Source organism: Oleidesulfovibrio vietnamensis (assembly GCF_055388115.1).
This window is the reverse complement of the sequence record NZ_AP042419.1, coordinates 2,917,863-2,935,367: the sequence shown is the minus strand read 5'-3', so window position 1 is coordinate 2,935,367 and position 17,505 is coordinate 2,917,863. Positions and strand designations below refer to the sequence as shown.

Genomic DNA, 17,505 nt, shown 5'->3' with positions numbered 1-17,505 from the left:
TACGGCGGTTATGCGGATTTCAGCTTTTCGATCAGGCCCTGCAGTTCGTCTGCCAGCCGGGCCAGATCATTCACTGCCGTGTTGGAATCGTTCATGATTTCGGCAACATCACCGGCAATGCGGTTAACCTCTTCAGTGCTGCGCGTGATTTCTTCCGAAGCCGCGGACTGTTCTTCGCTGGCAGTGGCGATATTACGCACCTGATCCGCCGTGTGGTCCACTATATCCACAATGCTGGCCAGCGACTTGCCGGCTTCGGACGCCTGATCGGTACACCTGCCCACCAGCTGGGTCACATTGCCCATGCCCTCGATGTTGACTTTGGTGGCCTGCTGGATGGCAGTGACGGCGCTGCCCACTTCTTTGGTGGCATGCATGGTTTTTTCTGCCAGTTTACGCACCTCGTCGGCCACAACGGCAAAGCCGCGTCCGGCGTCACCGGCCCGCGCCGCTTCAATGGCAGCGTTCAGTGCCAGCAGGTTGGTCTGGTCGGCAATATCGGTGATTACGTTCATTATCTGTCCGATGTCCTGTGCCTGTTTGCCCAGACTGTCCAGCGTTGTCTGCAGGTCGCGGGTGACGCCGTCCACCTGATTGATGCTGGAAACAACGTCGTGCACTATGCGTCCGCCGTTGTCGGCCTGCTGTTTGGCTGTTTCGGCGCTTTCGGCAGCGCGCGATGCGTTGCTGGCCACTTCAAGCACCGTGGCGTTGATCTGCTCCATGGCTGTGGCTGCCTCTGCCGTGCGTTCGCGCTGCAGCCCCGCGTTGTCGCTGGCCTGCGCTATCTGGCCCGAAAGCTCCTGAGAGGCATTGTTAATCTGCAGCACGATGGATTCCAGCTGTCCGGCCGCTGCAAGCATACCCTGACGCGTGGCCTGATCGGCCTGTTCGCGGGCATGTCTTGCCTCTTCAAGGGCTTTTTCCGCTTTCAGAGTCTGCTCTTCAGCTTCCACGGTTTTGCTGCGGGCTTCCTTGATGGTTTTTGCCAGTTCTGTGACCATGGTGGTCATGCTCTGGTGCAGTGTTGCCAGTTCGCCGCTGAAGTGACGGGCATCCGGCATTTTATCGTATTCGCCGCGGGCCACAACCTGCGCGGAATCGGCCAGCAGACCTATGGGACGCGCGATGGAACGTCCCAGCAGCCATGCCACCGCCAGCAGCAGGACGGCCAGCCCCAGACTGAGCAGTATCACGTTGGTCAGCGTGTCCCGCGTGGCCTGAAACACTTCCGCTTCATCCTGAATAAGTACCAGCTTCCAGCCCAGACTGTCGGCGCGGTGCACCGTTGCCAGTTTGCGCACTCCGTCCAGCATTATGTCCACTGTGCCGTTTTCCAGTTTGACCAGTGTGTCCAGCGCGGCATTGTTCAGTTCCGAAATGTTTTTAAACGACCGGGCAGGCTGTGCCGGATCGGACAGAATGACTCCGCCGTCTTCTATCAGCATGACATACCCTGTCTTGCCGGTGGTGATGGATGAGGTGACGTTGGTCAGGGTGGACAGGTTGATGTCTATGCCCACAACCCCGCTGACACGTCCGTTGGTGCGTATTTTGGCGGTGATGGAACCTACGGGTTTGCCCGTTGTGGAAAGATATGCCTTGCTCAGCGAGGTGTCTGCATCGGATGCGAGCATTTCACGGTACCATGGTCGTTTGGTGGGGTCGTAGCCCGCGGGCATGGTATCTTCGGGAAACTGCACAAAGCCGGAGTCGCTTGAGCCCATGAAGGCGAAGTCGTAGTTGGGGTTGGCGGTTATGACGCCGCCGAACAGGTCGAAAATTGCACGTTCGGTTTCAGTTGCCAGAATGTCACGCGTGATTTTGGACGGCTGTGTTCTGCCGGCAAAAACGGTCAGTTTGCCCTGTGCATTCAGCATTTCGGGCCGCGAAGCCAGAAACGCGGCCGTGTATTTGGCATCGTTGACAAAGGTGCTCATAAAGTCGTCGATGCGGTTGAGCTGACTGGCTGATGACTCTCTGAACGCTTGCTGCGAAAGGGAGTTCACGTTGAAGTAGACAATGGTGGAAACGCCGCTGATGGCCACGGCAATGGAAAACAGCAGGCCCAGTACCACTCTGGCTTTGATTGAAGCAAACATGGCTCCCCCTTTGTTGTATTGATGGCACAGTGTGTAGCAGTGCTATTAAACGCTACCATAATACAAGCGGCGAAGCGGTGGAAGAGGCCTGAGGTTATTCTTTTTCTAAGGCTCCGGCACGTTGCGGTTTCTGCACCTGCATGATGCCGTGGCGGGGGGGCGCAGGTGCCCGCTGGCACAGGTACAGCCCGCCCAGCACCAGCAGGGCTCCGCCTGCCTGATACGGGCTGAAGGTTTCGCCCAGCACAAGGTGCCCGAGTACTATGGAAACAACCGGCACCAGATTGATCCACGCCGAGGCCTTGCTGGCGGAGAGCGCGCTTACACCGAAGTTGTACAGGGCAAAGGCCCCCAGAGTGACAAACAGCCCCAGATAGCCCACGGCGAACAGCGAGATGGCGGCATCGCTGCCGGGGGTGGTCAGTGCCTGTGCCGCCATGGAGGTGAACCCTGCGGGCAGCATGAACGCGCCCGGCAGAAAAAACAGAAAACCCGCCAGAATCTGAACACCGGTGATAATGACGGGAGAAAATGTACTGCCCAGCTTGCGGCAGGCAATGGTATACCCCACACCGCACGCCATGGCGGCCAGTTCCAGCATGTTGCCCAGCATGGGCGAGGGCGCGGATTCTTCGGGCGCACTGGCCAGCGTAAGCCAGACAACGCCTGTCACAGACAGGGCAAAGCCGCCCCACATGCGGCGTGTGACCTGTTCTCCCAGCATGGCGCCGGCCACCACGGCCACCATGAGCGGCATCATGGCGGAAACAACACCGGCCTGCGACGCCGTGGTAAGCTGCAGCGCGTAGCTTTCGCACACAAAATAGAGGCAGGGCTGAAAAAAAGCTAAAAGCAGCAGAAGGCCCGTATCGCTGCGGCGCACTGTGGCCGCATGGCGGTGGCGCAGCCATGCGGGCAGCCAGAAGGGCAGTATGGCAAGTGTGGCCACAAGCTGGCGCAGCCAGACAATGGACAGCGGTTCCAGTTGTCGTAAGCCGATTTTGGTGGCGACAAACGAACTGCCCCACAGGGTGACGGCAATGAAGAGGGCGAACGGGGCGGCGGCTGCGGAACGGGACTGAGGCACGGCGGGCTCCTGTGTGGGAAATGTGGACCGGCGACTATATGGCGGGTCCCGTCCGAAGGCAAGCAGCCCGCGCACGGCGGCGGATCAGATGTGCAGACACCGGAGGACGTGTGCTGCACGGCGGATGCTCTCAGGTGTCCGTGTCTACAATTTTACCTACATTGGTCAGAACGTAGTCCAGCAGCAGTTCTTCCACGGAGCGTTTATCATCGGTCGCTTCCCGCGTGGCTGCAGCTGTCTGCAGAATTTCAGCCTGCGAAGCAAGCGCTTCCGACTGTGCCGTCAGTCCTTCGCCGCGTTTTTCCAGCATGGTTTCAATGCCCTGCACATCCGAAACATGACCGCTGATGGCGGTGGCCGCGGTGGTTGCCGCTGCGGCATCCTGAATGTCCGCCGTGTCGAACACACCTTTGAGATAGGAAAGGTCGTGCAGCACAAGCCCGAAACCGCCCGTGCCTGCCTGAATGTGAATGGTGCCTGTGGTGCCCGCCGTGCCTGCCGCACCGTTGAGGGTTATTCTTTCATCCGCCCCCCAGCCGCCGGCGCTGAGCAGGTTGAATCCGTTGTAGGATGCGCTGTCCACCGTGCCTTCGATGGTGTCGATAAGTGACTGATACTCAGCCTGCGCGGCGGAAACGCCCAGAGAGCCGTCCGCCACGCCTTCGGCCAGTTCCTGCATGCGTTCAAGACTGCTGCGGATGGTGCCCGCGGCGCTTTGCGCCATGGCGGTGACGGAAGCGGCTTCTGAAACATTGGCGGAAGCCTGCCGGAGCATGCCGGAATCGCTGCGCAGCTTGCCGGAAAGAGCCTGTGCCGCAGGATCGGTTAGTCTGAGCGAACCGGATTCGGCCAGCACCAGATCACGCAGCGATTTACCTACGCTGCCGCCCATGAACAGCCTGCTGGTCAGCATATCCTGCTGCAGCAGGTTCATGGACAGGTCAAAGATAAGCCTGCGCGAGTCTGTGGTGTAGGTCATGAAAATTGCTCCTTTGTGCCGGAACATACCGGCAGGCAATACTTTCTGATGCTGCGGGCCGGGCGCGGGGGACTGACGGAATTCGCCCCGGTCGGGCACAAACGCATGCGCGTCTGACCTCGTGTCCTGCGGGCCGGCGGCGTGCACTATGCGCAAAAGTCATATCGGCCGCCGGAGCGCTGTCTTTAGACGCTTTGCGGCATGTCGCGGTTGTAAAGACGTGCTGAAACCCGCCGGAGCTTCTTGCCCGGTCATCAGGGTTCTGCTAAGTACTGTCGAGTCAGCACGGTACTTCGTGGGGCGCATCGGCGTCCTTTCAGGCAAACCGGTGTAATTCCGGTACGGTCCGGCCGCTGTGTCCCTGCAGGGGCTACAGTCAGCGCGCCTGAACGAAGCTGCTCGGTTATAGTCCTGCCTGTTCCGCGGGCGGACGCAAATTGCACCTTACGTGTCACGCGGCGGGCGTTTCCGACGCTCACCGGCCGCAGTCCGGCACGGCAGAATCAAACAACCAGCGACGTACAACGCGTATCCGGTCGTTCCGCGCACCGGATGATGCGCTGTGCTGCGCGCGGAGAGTCATTGCTCATGCCCAATCACATTCTGAAACGCGACGGCAGACTGGAAACCTGGTCCACAGACCGCATCGCAGGCGCCATCTTTAAATCTCTCAAAGCCAGCGGCATCAAAGATCCCCTGCTTTCCAAGCGCCTTGCCCGCAAGGTTGAGGAAAAACTGAACGACGAAGACACGCCCGAACAGGAACGCGTGCAGGACATGGTACAGCAGGTGCTGATGGAAGCACGCCTGTACAATGTTGCAGAGCGTTACATTATCTACCGCGAAAAACGCCGCGAGATGCGTTCGCAGGGGCAGGCGTATCTTGATATTTCGCAGATGATCGAAAGCTATCTTGACCGCAGCGACTGGCGCGTGAATGAAAACTCCAACATGGGGCATTCGTTTCAGGGACTGATTCTGCACATGGCAGGTTCGGTACAGGCCCGCTATGTGCTGGAAAAATACCCCGAAGAAATCCGGCAGGCGCATCAGCACGGTTATTTCCATATCCATGACCTGTCGTTCGGTCTTGCCGGGTATTGCGCCGGCTGGAGCCTGCGCGACCTGCTGCTTGAAGGATTCAATCTGGCTGGGCGCTGCTCTTCCGCACCTGCCCAGCATTTTGATGCGGCATGCGGACAGATTGTCAACTTTCTGGGCACGCTGCAGAACGAGTGGGCCGGTGCTCAGGCGTTCAACAATGTGGATACCTACCTTGCCCCGTTTGTGCGCAAGGACGGCCTGACCTACAAGCAGGTCAAGCAGCGCATGCAGAACCTTGTGTACAACCTGAACACCACCTCGCGCTGGGGCGGACAAAGCCCGTTCACCAACTTCACGTTTGACGTGGTGCCCCCGTCGCATATCGCCAACGAACCTGTGATCATCGGCGGCGCTTTCCAGGATTCCACCTACGGCGAATACGCCGAGGAAATGGACATGATCAACCGCGCCTTCATCGAGGTTATGCTGGAAGGCGATGCGGACGGACGGATATTCTCCTTCCCCATTCCCACGTACAACGTGACCAAGGATTTCCCGTGGGAATCCGAAACCGGTCAGCTGCTTTTGCAGCTCACCGCCAAATACGGCGTGCCGTATTTCCAGAACTTCATCAATTCGGACCTCAACCCCGAAGATGTGCGCTCCATGTGCTGCCGACTGCAGATGGACCTGCGCGAAATACGCAAAAAAACCGGCGGTCTGTTCGGTTCCGGCGACCTTACCGGCTCCATCGGCGTGGTTACGCTGAACCTGCCCAAGCTGGCGTATCTTGCTCACAATGAAGATGATTTCCTTGATCTGGTGACAGAATATGCCGAAATGGCCCGCGACTCGCTGGAATACAAGCGTAAAATGTGCCAGCAGAACCTTGATAACGGCATGTTCCCGTTTTCGCGCCGGTATCTGAAAAACGGCTATGCCGGGCATTTTTCAACCATCGGCCTCATCGGCGGACACGAAGCATGCCTGAACCTGCTGGGCAAAGGCATTGAAAGTGAAGGCGGGCTGCGTCTGATGACCCGCGTGCTTGACCGCCTGCGCGAACTGGTGCTGCGTTTTCAGGAAGAGACAGGCCATCTGTACAATCTTGAAGCCACTCCGGGTGAAGGTACCTGCTACCGTCTGGCAAAAATCGACAAGGAACTGTACGAAGATATCCGTACTTCCGGTGAAAGCGTACCGTACTACACCAACTCCACGCTGCTGCCCGTGGGTATTTCCACCGACGTTTTCTACGCGCTGGACCACCAGAACGAGTTGCAGACCCTGTACAACGGCGGTACGGTATTCCACACCTTCCTCGGCGAGGCCGTGACCGAGCCGGAGTCGGTGAAAAACTTCCTTGTAAAGGCCATGACCAACACCAAACTTCCGTACATCTCGCTCACTCCGACGTTTTCGGTGTGCAAGGACCACGGCTACCTGAACGGTGAACACTTCAACTGCCCCACCTGCGGGCAGGATGCAGAAGTGTACACCCGTGTTGTGGGCTACTACCGCCCCGTCAGCCGCTGGAACAAGGGCAAGCAGGAAGAATACAGAGAACGTGCCGAATACATGATGCCGTGCTGCGGCAACTAGTGCGGTCCGCTTTCCGGAACTCAGGTTATGATTCTGAATGCCAGTCAGCTTGAAGCCATACGGCAGCGCAATGACGAAGAACTGCGGAGCGGAACCAGAACCTCGCACGGGTATCCGGCCGCTACCATTCGTGACCTGCTGCAGACCGTGGATGCGCTGAAAAAAGAAAAACGCAAGTGGAAAAAGCTTGCGCAGGACAGAGGGCAGGTGCTGGCAGCCATTCAGGATATGGCAGGGCGTACCGTGCACGCCAACGCAGACCAGAACGGCTCCCGCGGGCTGGTCGCGGACGAACGCTCCGGTGCTCTGGGGCCCGCCGCGGACGATTAAAGCCTGCATCCGGTGTGTCATGGCTGCAGCCCTGACAGGCTGCGCTGCGAAAAAAACGACGGAACGCGTCCGGAAAATTTCCGGACGCGTTCTTTTTTTATGTGTCCGGGGGGGCGGCCGGTACCGGTGCTGTTTTTTGTCCGGCAACGTCATAGGGTGAACAGGGCCTGCCGGTGCCGCTGCGCCTGCAGGCCGCGCGGATGAAAGCAGAACGGCGCCTGCGGTCTGGCCGCAGGCGCCGTTACTTACGGAGCCGAAATAGGTGCTGATGCGGCATGGGCCGCGGCGCGGCTGACTATGTACCGCTGACTGGAACCGTATCACGGAACACGGTCTTGCCGTTTGAATCAATGCTGATGATCAGTGCGTAAACTTCATTGAGCGCCATGGAATCAGGTACCGTCAGATTGGCGCGGACTTTTTTGTACCTGCTGATGGAATAGCTGAGATCTTCGGGATTGGCGGCACGCACGGGGCGTGTCTGCCCCTGTCTGCCCAGCAGGGTCACGCTGACTTCACCGCTCAGGGTTCTGTCCGTGGCCAGATTGTTCAGGTCAAACTGCAGGCGCACACTGCGGCCGTTGCCGGCCCGTGCGGAAATATTGTCCACTTTCACCACCTGCATATCCACCTTGTGCAGCAGGGCGGAAAGATCAATGGGCGGCTTGGCGGGCTGTGCCGGTTCAATGGTAACATTGCCCAGCAGTGCCTGCAGTTCTTCGGGGTCGTTTGAGTTGAGTATTTTTTCAACATTCTGCAGCCGCTCCAGCTTCATGTTCAGTTCTCTGATTTCGCGCTGAAGCGAGGCTGTTTCCGCTTGCAATCCGGAATTCTGCTGCCAGAAAGTGTACCCCGCGTATCCACCCCCCGCCGCCGCAGCGGCCAGCAGAATGAGAGAATAAACGGCAAGGCGCAGCCACAGAGGGCTTAGGCGGAAACGCCGCACCCGCGCATCGTCTCTCATCAGGAGCACACTGTATTTGTCGCTCATCTAGTCCTGTCTCCAGTCTTCTCGAACAATCCGCCACGATTCCCCTTCGGGGCGGAGGACGAGCGTTTTCACTCCCTCATCGCTATAGCCAGACGAGTCGGCATAGCGCTGTGTCATGGTCAGTTTCAGTCCGTCATGGTGCAGACTTACATTGATGTCGTCAAGAATAACCAGCCGGGGTTTTTTCTGCGACCACAGTGCGGCTTTCTGGCTGCGTATGTCGGCAATGCCGGAGCGGCCGCCCTGTACGGCGTCACGGGCATAACATTCCATATACTTTTCCATGTCGGCGTTCAGCCACGCCGTGCGCCAGCGGCTGACAAATTTTTCGCCCTCGCCGCGGACAAAGTCCATATATTCCTGCTTCATGCCCACGGCACCGGGGCGCCACTCCATGCCGGCCACACGCCAGGCACCCTGCGGGTCCTGCAGCCAGTACAGTCTGCGGATTCCTTCTGTGGTCAGGTTGGGTGCGCGGTAATATTGTCTGAACCATGTAACCCAGTATCCGGGGCCTTCCAGAGCCTGAACGTCACGCACTATGGTCTGTATCCAGTCCAGATGGCGGAACAGGCGTTCTTTCTGCTGCCGGAAGGCATTGAAGCGCCCTGAACCGGAAAGAGTGTATTGTTCCGGTGCGTAAAAATCAAAAAAGTCATCCGAGCGTGCTTGCCATGCGGCGGCCCACTGCTGCGAACGTTGCGCCAGCAGGCGTGCTGTGGCGGCGTCCCGTTCTGCTTCGGGCTGTGCGCCGGTGGCGTTTACTCCCTGTGCCACAATGACGGGCAGCCCGCGCTCCAGACCGGGGCCGAGCACTTCGATGTCGGCCATGTTCAGGGCGATGCAGCCCTGCGTCTCACGCGGGGTAATCTCGTGACCGCGCCCGTGTATCCATATGCCGAAGCCTGTTTTGCGGCGCAGTGCGTCCACCGGGTTGGGGTAGTTGAGAGTATAGGCTATGCCGCCGTACAGGTCCCAGTCCAGTCCTTTGTCAATGCGGTGCTCGACAAAGTAGACCCCTTCGGGCGTGCGCAGGTCGCCTTCCACCTGTTTGTCTCCGGTTGCCTGTCCGGTGGTGCAGGTGTATGTGGCCGAAACTTCCAGCGGGCTGCTGTGCCTGTACAGAAACAGGGTCTGCCTGCTTTTGTCCACGGCGACAAAACGCGGAGGAAGGTGCGGCAGTTCGCCTATGGCGGCATTCCAGCCCCCGGCGTGCGCATGCGCTGCGGGCAGTATGCAGAAGGTCAGAAAAATAAGAAGGCTTGCAAGGGGTCTGCGTGTTCCGGTCATATAAGTATGTGTGGCTGAATGGTACGCGGAGAGCCGCAAAGGGCTCTCCGCACGGTTGCAACGTTATGAGCGTGCAGCTTCCACAAGCTGCTTGCGGGTAAAAATGGAATGCAGGGCATAGCCCTTTTCTTCCAGTGCCTGGCGGCCGCCTTCTTCTCTGTCCAGCACGCAGCACACTGCGGCTACTTTCAGCCCTGCGGCTTCAATGCGTTCAATGGCTGTAAGCACCGAACCGCCGGTGGTGACCACGTCTTCAAGCATGATGACGGTGTCGCCCTGACTGAAGTTGGCCAGTCCTTCCACGTACTGTCCTGTGCCGTGCCCTTTGGCTTGTTTACGTACAATAAGGCCCGGCAGGGGGCGGCCTTTTTCGTGCGATATCACCGTGACGGCAGTGACCAGCGGGTCTGCGCCCAGCGTCATGCCGCCCACACCGGCACCGTCCATGTTCTGTATCATTTCAAAGAACAGGTTGCCGATAAGCCACGAACCTTCCGCATGCAGGGCGGTCTGACGGCAGTCGAAATAATAATCGCTTTTCTTGCCGGAGGCGAGTGTAAAGTCGCCTTCTTTATATGATTTTTCTGCAAGTATTTTTGCAAGACGGCGTTTGAGATCGTTCATGTATTGCTCTCCTGAGCGGTTAGCCCGCAAAAACGCGGTCAAAGATCATGTCTTCGTGACGCAGGTAGTACCCTGCGTCGAACAGCGCATCAAGCACCTCAGGCTGCAGATGTGCGGTTATGTCTGCATCGGCCCGGACATTTTCGGGAAAACTGGTGCCGGTATCCCAGCTTTTCATGGCTGCTTTCTGCACCATGACATAGGCTTCCTGCCGTGCCATGCCCGACTCCACCAGAGCGGTGAGCACCCGCTGTGAAAAGAACAGACCGTATGAGCTCATAAGGTTGCGGTCCATGTTTTCGGGAATAACACGCAGGTTTTCAAGCAGATTGCACAGGCGGTGCAGCACATAATCCATAAGTATGGTCGAATCGGGCATGATGACGCGTTCCACGGAAGAGTGGGATATATCGCGTTCGTGCCACAGTGCCTGATTTTCCATGGCGGCAACGGAGTTGGTGCGGATAAGCCGTGCAAGACCGGTCATGTTTTCCGCCGATATGGGGTTCTTTTTGTGCGGCATGGCCGAAGAACCTTTCTGCCCCTTGCGGAAACCTTCTTCGGCTTCCAGCACTTCAGTGCGCTGCAGGTGGCGCAGTTCAACGCACAGACGTTCTATGCCGCCGGCGCAGACCGCCAGAGCGGTAAAGAAATGCGCGTGTCTGTCACGCTGGATGATCTGGGTGGAGATGGGGTCTGCGTGCAGTCCCAGAATCTGGCAGGTGATGCGCTCCACTTCGGGGTTGAGCATGGCGTAGGTGCCCACGGCACCGGAAATCTTGCCCACGCGTACGCTTTCCACGCCGGCCTTCACCCGTTCCAGATGCCGGCGGAATTCGGCGTAGTAGCCTGCCATTTTCAGTCCGAAGCTGGTGGGTTCGGCGTGAATTCCGTGGGTTCTGCCCATGCACAGGCGTCCCTTGTTGGCACGGGCCAGTTTTTCCAGCGTGACCAGCAGACGCTCTATACCCTGCACCACCATGTCGCCCGCACGGCTCAGCATCACGCCGTTGGCGGTATCCACGATGTCAGATGAAGTGCAGCCCAGATGGATGAACCGGGCGGCAGGGCCTACCTTTTCTTCCACGGCGGTCAGAAAGGCGATGACGTCATGGCGGGTCTGTTCTTCGATTTCAAGGATGCGCTCCACATCGAAGTCTGCTTTTTCCCGTATGGTGGTCATTGTTTCGTCGTCTATCACGCCCAGGCGGTTCCAGGCTTCGCAGACGGCGATTTCCACTTCAAGCCAGACGCGGAATCTGTTTTCCAGCGTCCAGAGCTGCCCCATTTCGGGACGGGTGTACCGTTCGATCATCGGTCTGGTCTCTATAGTCGCTACGCGGTTGTGGGCTAAGCGCCCTGTGGGTATGAAAAAGGCAGCCGGAGGCTGCCAAAAAATCAGGATGCCTGGCCTGCGGTGGTGCCGGAGGCTGATGCATCGGAAGGCGAGGAAGACGAAGCGGAAGGCTCGGGTGCAGAGGCACCTGTGCCGCCGCTGTCTGAAGCGGCGCTGCGGTTGCCGTATTCTGTGGCGTACCAGCCGCCGCCTTTAAGCATGAATGAGGTGTTGGACATAATGCGCTTGGCGTTGCCGCCGCATACGGGGCAGGTTTTTGCCTGAGCCTCGAAGTTGCGCTGCCATTCCTCGAAGATTTGCTGACAGTCGTCGCATTTGTATTCGTAGATAGGCATTGCACGCTCCTGATGTGAAATACAGACGATAGACAAAAGTAAACAGCGGCTTGCGCGTTGTCAAACACCAAACCGCTGCTGAAATATGCGGGTTACACAGCGAACACCGCACTCCGGCGATGCTTCTACGTCGGCAGAGCCCCCGGTTCTCGACGAACTAGGCCTTAGCGGCTGCCTTCGCTTCTTTGATGCGCTGCTTAATGCGCTTTTCGCGACGGTGGCGCTTACGGTCCAGTTCTTTTTTTCTTTCAATTTTTTTATGAGCCATGGTTAGTCTCCTTCGAAATGAATGGGCAGACAGAGTGCATACCCCATGTGCGGGGGGCTTGTCCAGCCTTTGACACACCGGAGTGGCTTTTGGCCTGTGCGCGCTTCAGCAGCGGCGCGGGACAAGCCCGGCAGCCCTGTCATAATGACCCGAAAGCTGTTGCCCGGCGGATATGGTGCACTCTGTAAATCCTTGTTCTTCCAGCACGGTGCGCACGGTCTTCATCTGCGCCCCGAAACGTTTGTGCTCCGCACTGCTGATGTGCAGCTGCGGGGGGCCATCGGCACTGGTGATGCGCAGCCGGAATTCACGCAGCCCCAGTGCGGCAAGAGCATCTTCGGCCGCGCCGAGTCTGCGCAGCATGTGGCGGCGGGGGCGCACGCCGTAGGCAAAGCGGGTCAGCAGGCACGGACGCGCAGGCTGGTCGGCACGGGCAAGCCCCGTATACTGTGCCAGTGCGCGGATATCGTTTTTGCCGATGCCCAGCTCCATGTACGGGCTGCGTATACCGCACTCCTGCAGGGCCTTTTGCCCCGGGCGGTATTCGCGCGTGTCCGATGCGTTGGTGCCGTCGCACAGCGGACGACCGGAACAGGCGTCCAGCAGTGCGCCGTAAATGTATTTTTTACAGTGGTAGCAACGGTCATGACCATTGCGCGCTATCTGTTCCACCTGCAGGGGGTCCACGGTGACAATGACGGCGTTCACATGCGGCGCTGTCAGTTCTGCAGTGACGGCTCTTGTTTCCGCCGGAGTAAGATGCGGGCCGGAGGCGTGCACCAGCAGCGGATGCAGCCCCGCGCGCCCGGCGATGTGGGCCAGCAGTCTGCTGTCCAGCCCGCCGGAGTATGCCACGGCGGGTGATGAAAAGCCCCGGAGCAGCTGCTCCAGGGCTTTGAGTGTCGTCCGGGTGCGGGCCATGGGCATCAGTTGGACTGAATGGATTCCACAGGTTCGCTCAGCTCGAATTCGCCTTTGCTGATAAGTGCTTTCAGCTCGTTGGCGATTTCAAGAGACAGCGGGTAGCTGGTCAGGGGAACTGTGTCCACATGTTTACCCTGAATTTCCACCGAGCCGGATTTGAGCTGTTCATAGTTTACATGCTGCAGAACCCGCGGCAGGCAGTTGGGGTAGTCATGACCGTAATCTTTTACCGGCATTTCAATATCGCAGTCATCCACGCCGGTGTACCACGCCACTTCTTCATTCAGTACCGGAATGGGAATGCCCACCCCCACGCTGAGCGAGCAGCCGTATCCGATAATGCTGACACCGCGCAGGTATCTGGGGTTCATGCCCTTCATGTGGCCTTTAAGCTGCAGCGTGCCGGAAGGCGAAAGCGGGATGCCCCTGTGGTTGCGTTTGGGGTTGGGGTTGTGCTGTGTGCCCGCGCCCACCACATACCCTGTGGCGCCCGCCAGAAACACGCGTGTTCCCAGACCTATGGTCATGAAAAACGGATCGTTGAACAGCGGCGACAACCTGCCGGCAGTGGCAAAGTTGAGGTTGCGCATGTTCGGTTTAAGCGGCCCCATGTAGGTGTAGATGATGCGGCTGGTCAGGTTTACCGCCGCATTATAGTTCTGGTAGCAGTTGCGCGGGTTGTACAGTTCGGCGTGGGGCAGATCGGCCAGCGAGACCATCCTGTCCATTTCGCGTCTGGGGTAGCAGTCCGTGCCGTAGGCCTGCGCCTTGAAATGCACGGACTTTCCGCGCACCAGATCTTCTATCACATGGCCGCCGCCATAACTGAACTGGCCGGGATAGACCTTGTTCAGCGGGTCGTCCTCGCGGGGTTCGGTGGCTCCCAGATAACCGTCAACGGCCGCCAGCCCCGCATAGCACGGCACGCCGTTCAGCGTGATGCGCGAGGTTTTGATGGTGGGGGCTTCCGGCTGTCCGGTGTTGAAAAGCATGCCGGAGGAACACATGGGCGAAAAGGTGCCGGTGGTGACCACATCCACTTCACGGGCGGCTTTTTCTTTGCCCATGGTACGCACTGCCTCGGTCATTTCCTCGGCATTGAGCACCACGGCGTTGCCCTTGCGGATGCGCTCGTTGATCTGGGCGATGGTTTTGTTCACTTTGTAACGGGACATGAGCCCTCCCTGTGTGTTCTGCGGCATGGAATCGTCGTCGGGCTGAAAGACGGAACGCTGAAGGTGGAGCGTGCCGTCGTCTGCGTATCGCATAAGCAGTGAGGCACTATACGGAAAAGTCCCGCGGGAGACAATGCCGGTCAGCTTTCCAGATTTTCCAGCGCCTTCTGGGCTTTTTCGAACGAAGGGTCGAGCCGGAGGGCGTTTTCGAACAATACCCTGGCATCCGCGGGTTGTCTGCCCCGCGAGAAAATTATGCCCATATTGTACGAAAGCGTTTTGTCCATGGAACCGAATGACGGTGTAATCTGGCGGATGCGCATCACGATGCTGCAGGCTTTGTCAAATTGCCGCCCCTCGGCATAGGCCATGGACATGTTGTACATGAGGTTGGGGTCATCCGGCGTGATGTGCAGGGCCTTTTCGTATTCTTCGATGGCCTGCTGCCATTTGCCCTGACGGCGCAGGGCAATGCCTAGCCTGTTGAAGGTGGCTATGTCGGTGTGGTCAAGATGACTGCCCTTGGCATCCAGAGCCTGCCGGTAGTATTTTTCGGCTTTGTGGGGGTCTCGTGAGCTGTAAACAGCCGCTATTTTTTCAGAAATTTCACCAATGTAGTTCAGGGCGTCTTTGGTGGCCTGTTGTACGGCGGTTTCAAACAGCTCTTCGGCGCGTTCTTCGTTGCCAAGTTCCACATGGATTTCACCCATGTCCACCTTGCGTTCGACATTAAGTGGCGAAAGCTGATCAAGCCGTTCCAGATAGCGCAGCCGTTCGTTCATGTCGCCGGTCAGTTTGTGCAGTTCGGCCAGTTTTTTCAGCGGTTCCATATACAGGTTGGCGTGTTCGCTGGCCTGTTCAAAACTTTCACGGGCTTTATCCAGCTTTCCCAGCCCCTGCCATGCGTCACCCATCACCAGATAGCCGGCGGCGCTGTTGGGCTTCACTTCCAGAATTTTACGCGCGGCTTTCAGTGCCGTTTCAAAATTGCCCTGAGCCACCAGCGCCTTGGCGGCATCTATCAGCTGGCCCAGCTTGCCCTGCGGCTTGATGGTGAAGGCTATCTTTTCGATGAGGGTGTTGATGGATATGGGCTTGCTGATGAAGTTGTCCGCACCTATCTCGTGCAGCAGCACAAGGCGCTGCCGTTCGGTTTCTCCGGTAAGAATGATGATTTTGACGTTGGCGAAGGTGTTCTTCATCTGCCGCACCAGCATGCTGGTGTCCTTGCCCTGCATCATGCGCTCTATGAAAACAACCAGATGCTTACGACGCAGTGAAGTGTCGCGGATGACTTTCAGGATGTAGTCGGGGTCGGTGACGGATGTCAGCGGGTCGCCGCTGATGGCAAGCTGCTTGAGCAGCGTCGTGCGCAGAATGCCCACAAAGGTCTGATCGTCGCTGGCTACGATGAAATGACCCCCCTGTGCGCCAAGGTATTCTATAACTGTCTGCTCATATTGTTTGAGCTTCATTTTCATATCAAGCTGAGACATGCGGATGCCCTCCGGTGTGTGAAGTGAGGTAGGGCATTCCCTCCCCCGGGTATGCCGCCCGGTACAGTATGGGGGCTGTTTTCAGTATGTCAACCATTCAGACACCCAATGCCGACAATATAAACCATACAATGATGCCGATGCCCACGGCACCGTACATGACCAGTCAGGAAGAACACCGGTCGCGCGCTGCCCTGCGGATGACAAAGGCGGCCACGGCGGCAGCGGTTATGGCCAGAGCCATGCGTATTTCCATTTGTTGCTCCTGCGCCCGGCACAGGCCGGTTTACAGTGCCGTGCCGCAGTACTTGCAGTGGACTGCGTCCACGTCGTGGCCGTCTCGTCCGCATGCGGGGCAGGCCTGCGTGCTTACCGGACGCGGTCTGACCAGCGCGGAGGTGACAATGCCGGTGGGAACGGCAATGATACCGTAGCCCAGTAGCATTATGAATGAAGCTATGCCCTGTCCCAGCGGGGTTCCGGGCGAAATGTCGCCGTACCCCACCGTGGTCAGCGTGACCACGGCCCAGTACATGCTGCGTGGAATGGAGGTGAAGCCGTATTTTTCACCTTCGATGACATACATGAGCGTGCCGAATATGGTGACCAGCGACAGTACCGCAAGCAGAAAAACCAGAATTTTGCGCCTGCTGTCCCGTAATGCGCGGATGAGATGCCGTGCCTCGGAAACATACTGGGCCAGTTTGAGTACCCTGAATATGCGCAGTACGCGCAACAGCCGCACCACGGCAAGGTAATGCGTGCCGGGCAGCAGCAGGGTGGCCCATGTGGGCAGTATGGCCAGCAGGTCCACCACCCCGAAAAAGCTTCTGGCGTACGCGGCAGGGCGCAGCACACACAGCAGCCGCAGTATATATTCCACCGTGAACAGCAGGGTGAACAGCCATTCCAGCGTGAACAGCAGACCGGCGTACCGCATGCGGACAGTGGTCACGCTGTCCAGCAAGACTACCAGCACGCTGAAGAGAATGGCGATGATAAGTATAATATCAAAAAGGCGGCCCGCAGGGGTGTCCGCCTCAAAGATGATTTCATGCAGCGTGCGCCGCCACCCGTGTACGGGTTTTACCGGATTCTGCGTCACGGGCGTTCCGTTGTTCCCGCCTTTGCCTGTTCGGCAACGGCTCTGGCTTTTGCCTCGGCGGCTTCGGCATCACCCAGATACGCGCGCCGCAGCGGTGTAAGATTACTGTCCAGTTCGTACACCAGCGGCAGCCCGGTGGGAATGTTCAGCCCCGTGACTTCGTCTGGCGACATGCCGTCAAGGTGCATGACGAGCGCCCGCAGACTGTTGCCGTGTGCGGCCACCAGCAGGCGGCGGCCGGCCTGTATGGCCGGAGCAAGGGTTTCGTGCCAGTATGGCAGCACTCTGGCCACGGTGTCTTTAAGGCTTTCGCACAGCGGCATCTGACGGGCTGTCAGCGAGGCGTACCGCCGGTCATGTGCGGGGTGGCGCGGGTCGTCGGCGGTAAGGGCAGGGGGCGGTGTGTCAAAGCTGCGCCGCCAGATGAATACCTGTTCCTCGCCGTATTTTTCCGACATTTCTTTTTTATTCAGTCCCTGCAGCGCGCCGTAGTGGCGCTCGTTGAGCCGCCAGTGGCGGTGCACAGGCAGCCACAGCAGGTCCAGCTCTTCCTGTATGATGTTCAGGGTGCGTATGGCCCGCTTGAGCACCGAGGTATGGCATTCGTCAAAGGTAAGGCCCGCTGCGGCTATCAGACGTGCGCCTTCGCGGGCTTCGGTTTCGCCCAGCGGGGTCAGATCCACATCGGTCCAGCCGGTGAACCGGTTTTCCAGATTCCATGTGCTTTGTCCGTGGCGGACAAGTACCAGCTTGTACATGCTGCCTCCTGCTTCCGGCGGGCGGTGCACCCGCGTGC

At 58.5% G+C, this 17,505-nt stretch carries 15 protein-coding genes; 2 read left to right on the top strand and 13 right to left on the bottom strand.

Translation table 11 applies throughout. The annotated features are described in order from the left end of the window. Positions 1–8 precede the first annotated feature (8 nt). The 3 genes from ACZ5D1_RS13185 to ACZ5D1_RS13175 form a co-directional block, all read right to left on the bottom strand. Entirely contained in the window at positions 9–2,102 is a 2,094-nt protein-coding gene (locus ACZ5D1_RS13185) for a methyl-accepting chemotaxis protein (RefSeq protein ID WP_464555105.1), read from the bottom strand. Positions 2,103–2,196: 94 nt separating this feature from the next. Continuing rightward, the gene (locus ACZ5D1_RS13180) at positions 2,197–3,189 is read right to left on the bottom strand and encodes a DMT family transporter (protein ID WP_464555103.1); all 993 of its coding nucleotides are present in this window, start codon (positions 3,187–3,189) and stop codon (positions 2,197–2,199) included. Positions 3,190–3,319: 130 nt separating this feature from the next. Next, entirely contained in the window at positions 3,320–4,168 is an 849-nt protein-coding gene (locus ACZ5D1_RS13175; RefSeq protein ID WP_011368784.1) for a flagellin N-terminal helical domain-containing protein, read from the bottom strand. 588 nt (positions 4,169–4,756) lie between these two features. Here ACZ5D1_RS13175 and ACZ5D1_RS13170 point away from each other — a divergent pair. Together ACZ5D1_RS13170 and ACZ5D1_RS13165 are read left to right on the top strand one after the other, a co-directional pair. Continuing rightward, the gene (locus ACZ5D1_RS13170) at positions 4,757–6,814 is read left to right on the top strand and encodes a ribonucleoside triphosphate reductase (RefSeq protein WP_011368783.1); all 2,058 of its coding nucleotides are present in this window, start codon (positions 4,757–4,759) and stop codon (positions 6,812–6,814) included. Between the two features lie 27 nt (positions 6,815–6,841). Beyond that, positions 6,842–7,144, top strand: coding sequence for a hypothetical protein (locus ACZ5D1_RS13165; RefSeq protein WP_011368782.1), 303 nt, complete (start codon positions 6,842–6,844; stop codon positions 7,142–7,144). Positions 7,145–7,439: 295 nt separating this feature from the next. Here the strand turns inward: ACZ5D1_RS13165 and ACZ5D1_RS13160 are convergent, their stop codons facing one another. The 10 genes from ACZ5D1_RS13160 to gpmA form a co-directional block, all read right to left on the bottom strand. Continuing rightward, positions 7,440–8,135: a hypothetical protein gene (locus tag ACZ5D1_RS13160; protein WP_011368781.1), complete on the bottom strand. Its 696-nt coding sequence runs from the start codon at positions 8,133–8,135 to the stop codon at positions 7,440–7,442. Further along, positions 8,136–9,425 carry a L,D-transpeptidase family protein gene (locus tag ACZ5D1_RS13155; RefSeq protein ID WP_464555101.1) on the bottom strand — a complete coding sequence of 430 codons (1,290 nt, stop codon included), beginning with the start codon at positions 9,423–9,425 and terminating at the stop codon, positions 8,136–8,138. It abuts the gene before it with no gap. A gap of 63 nt (positions 9,426–9,488) precedes the next feature. Beyond that, a complete protein-coding gene (gene pyrE, locus ACZ5D1_RS13150; RefSeq protein WP_011368779.1) occupies positions 9,489–10,049 on the bottom strand; it encodes an orotate phosphoribosyltransferase in 561 nt (186 codons plus the stop codon). Positions 10,050–10,068: 19 nt separating this feature from the next. Next, positions 10,069–11,364, bottom strand: coding sequence for an adenylosuccinate lyase (gene purB / locus ACZ5D1_RS13145; RefSeq protein WP_011368778.1), 1,296 nt, complete (start codon positions 11,362–11,364; stop codon positions 10,069–10,071). Between the two features lie 83 nt (positions 11,365–11,447). Beyond that, positions 11,448–11,741 carry an FmdB family zinc ribbon protein gene (locus tag ACZ5D1_RS13140; RefSeq protein ID WP_011368777.1) on the bottom strand — a complete coding sequence of 98 codons (294 nt, stop codon included), beginning with the start codon at positions 11,739–11,741 and terminating at the stop codon, positions 11,448–11,450. A 373-nt stretch (positions 11,742–12,114) separates the two neighbouring features. Beyond that, positions 12,115–12,930, bottom strand: a complete 816-nt coding sequence (gene larE / locus ACZ5D1_RS13135) for an ATP-dependent sacrificial sulfur transferase LarE (protein WP_464555099.1) — start codon at positions 12,928–12,930, stop codon at positions 12,115–12,117. Between the two features lie 5 nt (positions 12,931–12,935). After that, complete coding sequence (locus ACZ5D1_RS13130) at positions 12,936–14,108, bottom strand: homocysteine biosynthesis protein (protein WP_455696911.1); 1,173 nt, start codon at positions 14,106–14,108, stop codon at positions 12,936–12,938. A gap of 140 nt (positions 14,109–14,248) precedes the next feature. Continuing rightward, positions 14,249–15,604, bottom strand: a complete 1,356-nt coding sequence (locus ACZ5D1_RS13125; RefSeq protein ID WP_011368773.1) for a response regulator — start codon at positions 15,602–15,604, stop codon at positions 14,249–14,251. A 286-nt stretch (positions 15,605–15,890) separates the two neighbouring features. Continuing rightward, entirely contained in the window at positions 15,891–16,709 is an 819-nt protein-coding gene (locus tag ACZ5D1_RS13120; RefSeq protein WP_011368772.1) for an ion transporter, read from the bottom strand. After that, positions 16,706–17,467, bottom strand: coding sequence for a 2,3-diphosphoglycerate-dependent phosphoglycerate mutase (gpmA, locus tag ACZ5D1_RS13115; protein WP_011368771.1), 762 nt, complete (start codon positions 17,465–17,467; stop codon positions 16,706–16,708). The genes ACZ5D1_RS13120 and gpmA overlap by 4 nt, the downstream gene beginning before the upstream one ends. Positions 17,468–17,505: the final 38 nt, after the last annotated feature.

What these genes read in the sequence shown, in the direction of transcription:
- ACZ5D1_RS13125 (WP_011368773.1), bottom strand. Translation starts at nt 15,604, where the DNA reads ATGTCTCAGCTTGATATGAAAATGAAGCTCAAACAATATGAGCAGACA.
- purB (WP_011368778.1), bottom strand. Translation starts at nt 11,364, where the DNA reads ATGATCGAACGGTACACCCGTCCCGAAATGGGGCAGCTCTGGACGCTG.
- ACZ5D1_RS13140 (WP_011368777.1), bottom strand. Translation starts at nt 11,741, where the DNA reads ATGCCTATCTACGAATACAAATGCGACGACTGTCAGCAAATCTTCGAG.
- ACZ5D1_RS13185 (WP_464555105.1), bottom strand. Translation starts at nt 2,102, where the DNA reads ATGTTTGCTTCAATCAAAGCCAGAGTGGTACTGGGCCTGCTGTTTTCC.
- ACZ5D1_RS13160 (WP_011368781.1), bottom strand. Translation starts at nt 8,135, where the DNA reads ATGAGCGACAAATACAGTGTGCTCCTGATGAGAGACGATGCGCGGGTG.
- ACZ5D1_RS13165 (WP_011368782.1), top strand. Translation starts at nt 6,842, where the DNA reads ATGATTCTGAATGCCAGTCAGCTTGAAGCCATACGGCAGCGCAATGAC.
- ACZ5D1_RS13175 (WP_011368784.1), bottom strand. Translation starts at nt 4,168, where the DNA reads ATGACCTACACCACAGACTCGCGCAGGCTTATCTTTGACCTGTCCATG.
- ACZ5D1_RS13155 (WP_464555101.1), bottom strand. Translation starts at nt 9,425, where the DNA reads ATGACCGGAACACGCAGACCCCTTGCAAGCCTTCTTATTTTTCTGACC.
- gpmA (WP_011368771.1), bottom strand. Translation starts at nt 17,467, where the DNA reads ATGTACAAGCTGGTACTTGTCCGCCACGGACAAAGCACATGGAATCTG.
- ACZ5D1_RS13170 (WP_011368783.1), top strand. Translation starts at nt 4,757, where the DNA reads ATGCCCAATCACATTCTGAAACGCGACGGCAGACTGGAAACCTGGTCC.
- ACZ5D1_RS13130 (WP_455696911.1), bottom strand. Translation starts at nt 14,108, where the DNA reads ATGTCCCGTTACAAAGTGAACAAAACCATCGCCCAGATCAACGAGCGC.
- pyrE (WP_011368779.1), bottom strand. Translation starts at nt 10,049, where the DNA reads ATGAACGATCTCAAACGCCGTCTTGCAAAAATACTTGCAGAAAAATCA.
- larE (WP_464555099.1), bottom strand. Translation starts at nt 12,930, where the DNA reads ATGGCCCGCACCCGGACGACACTCAAAGCCCTGGAGCAGCTGCTCCGG.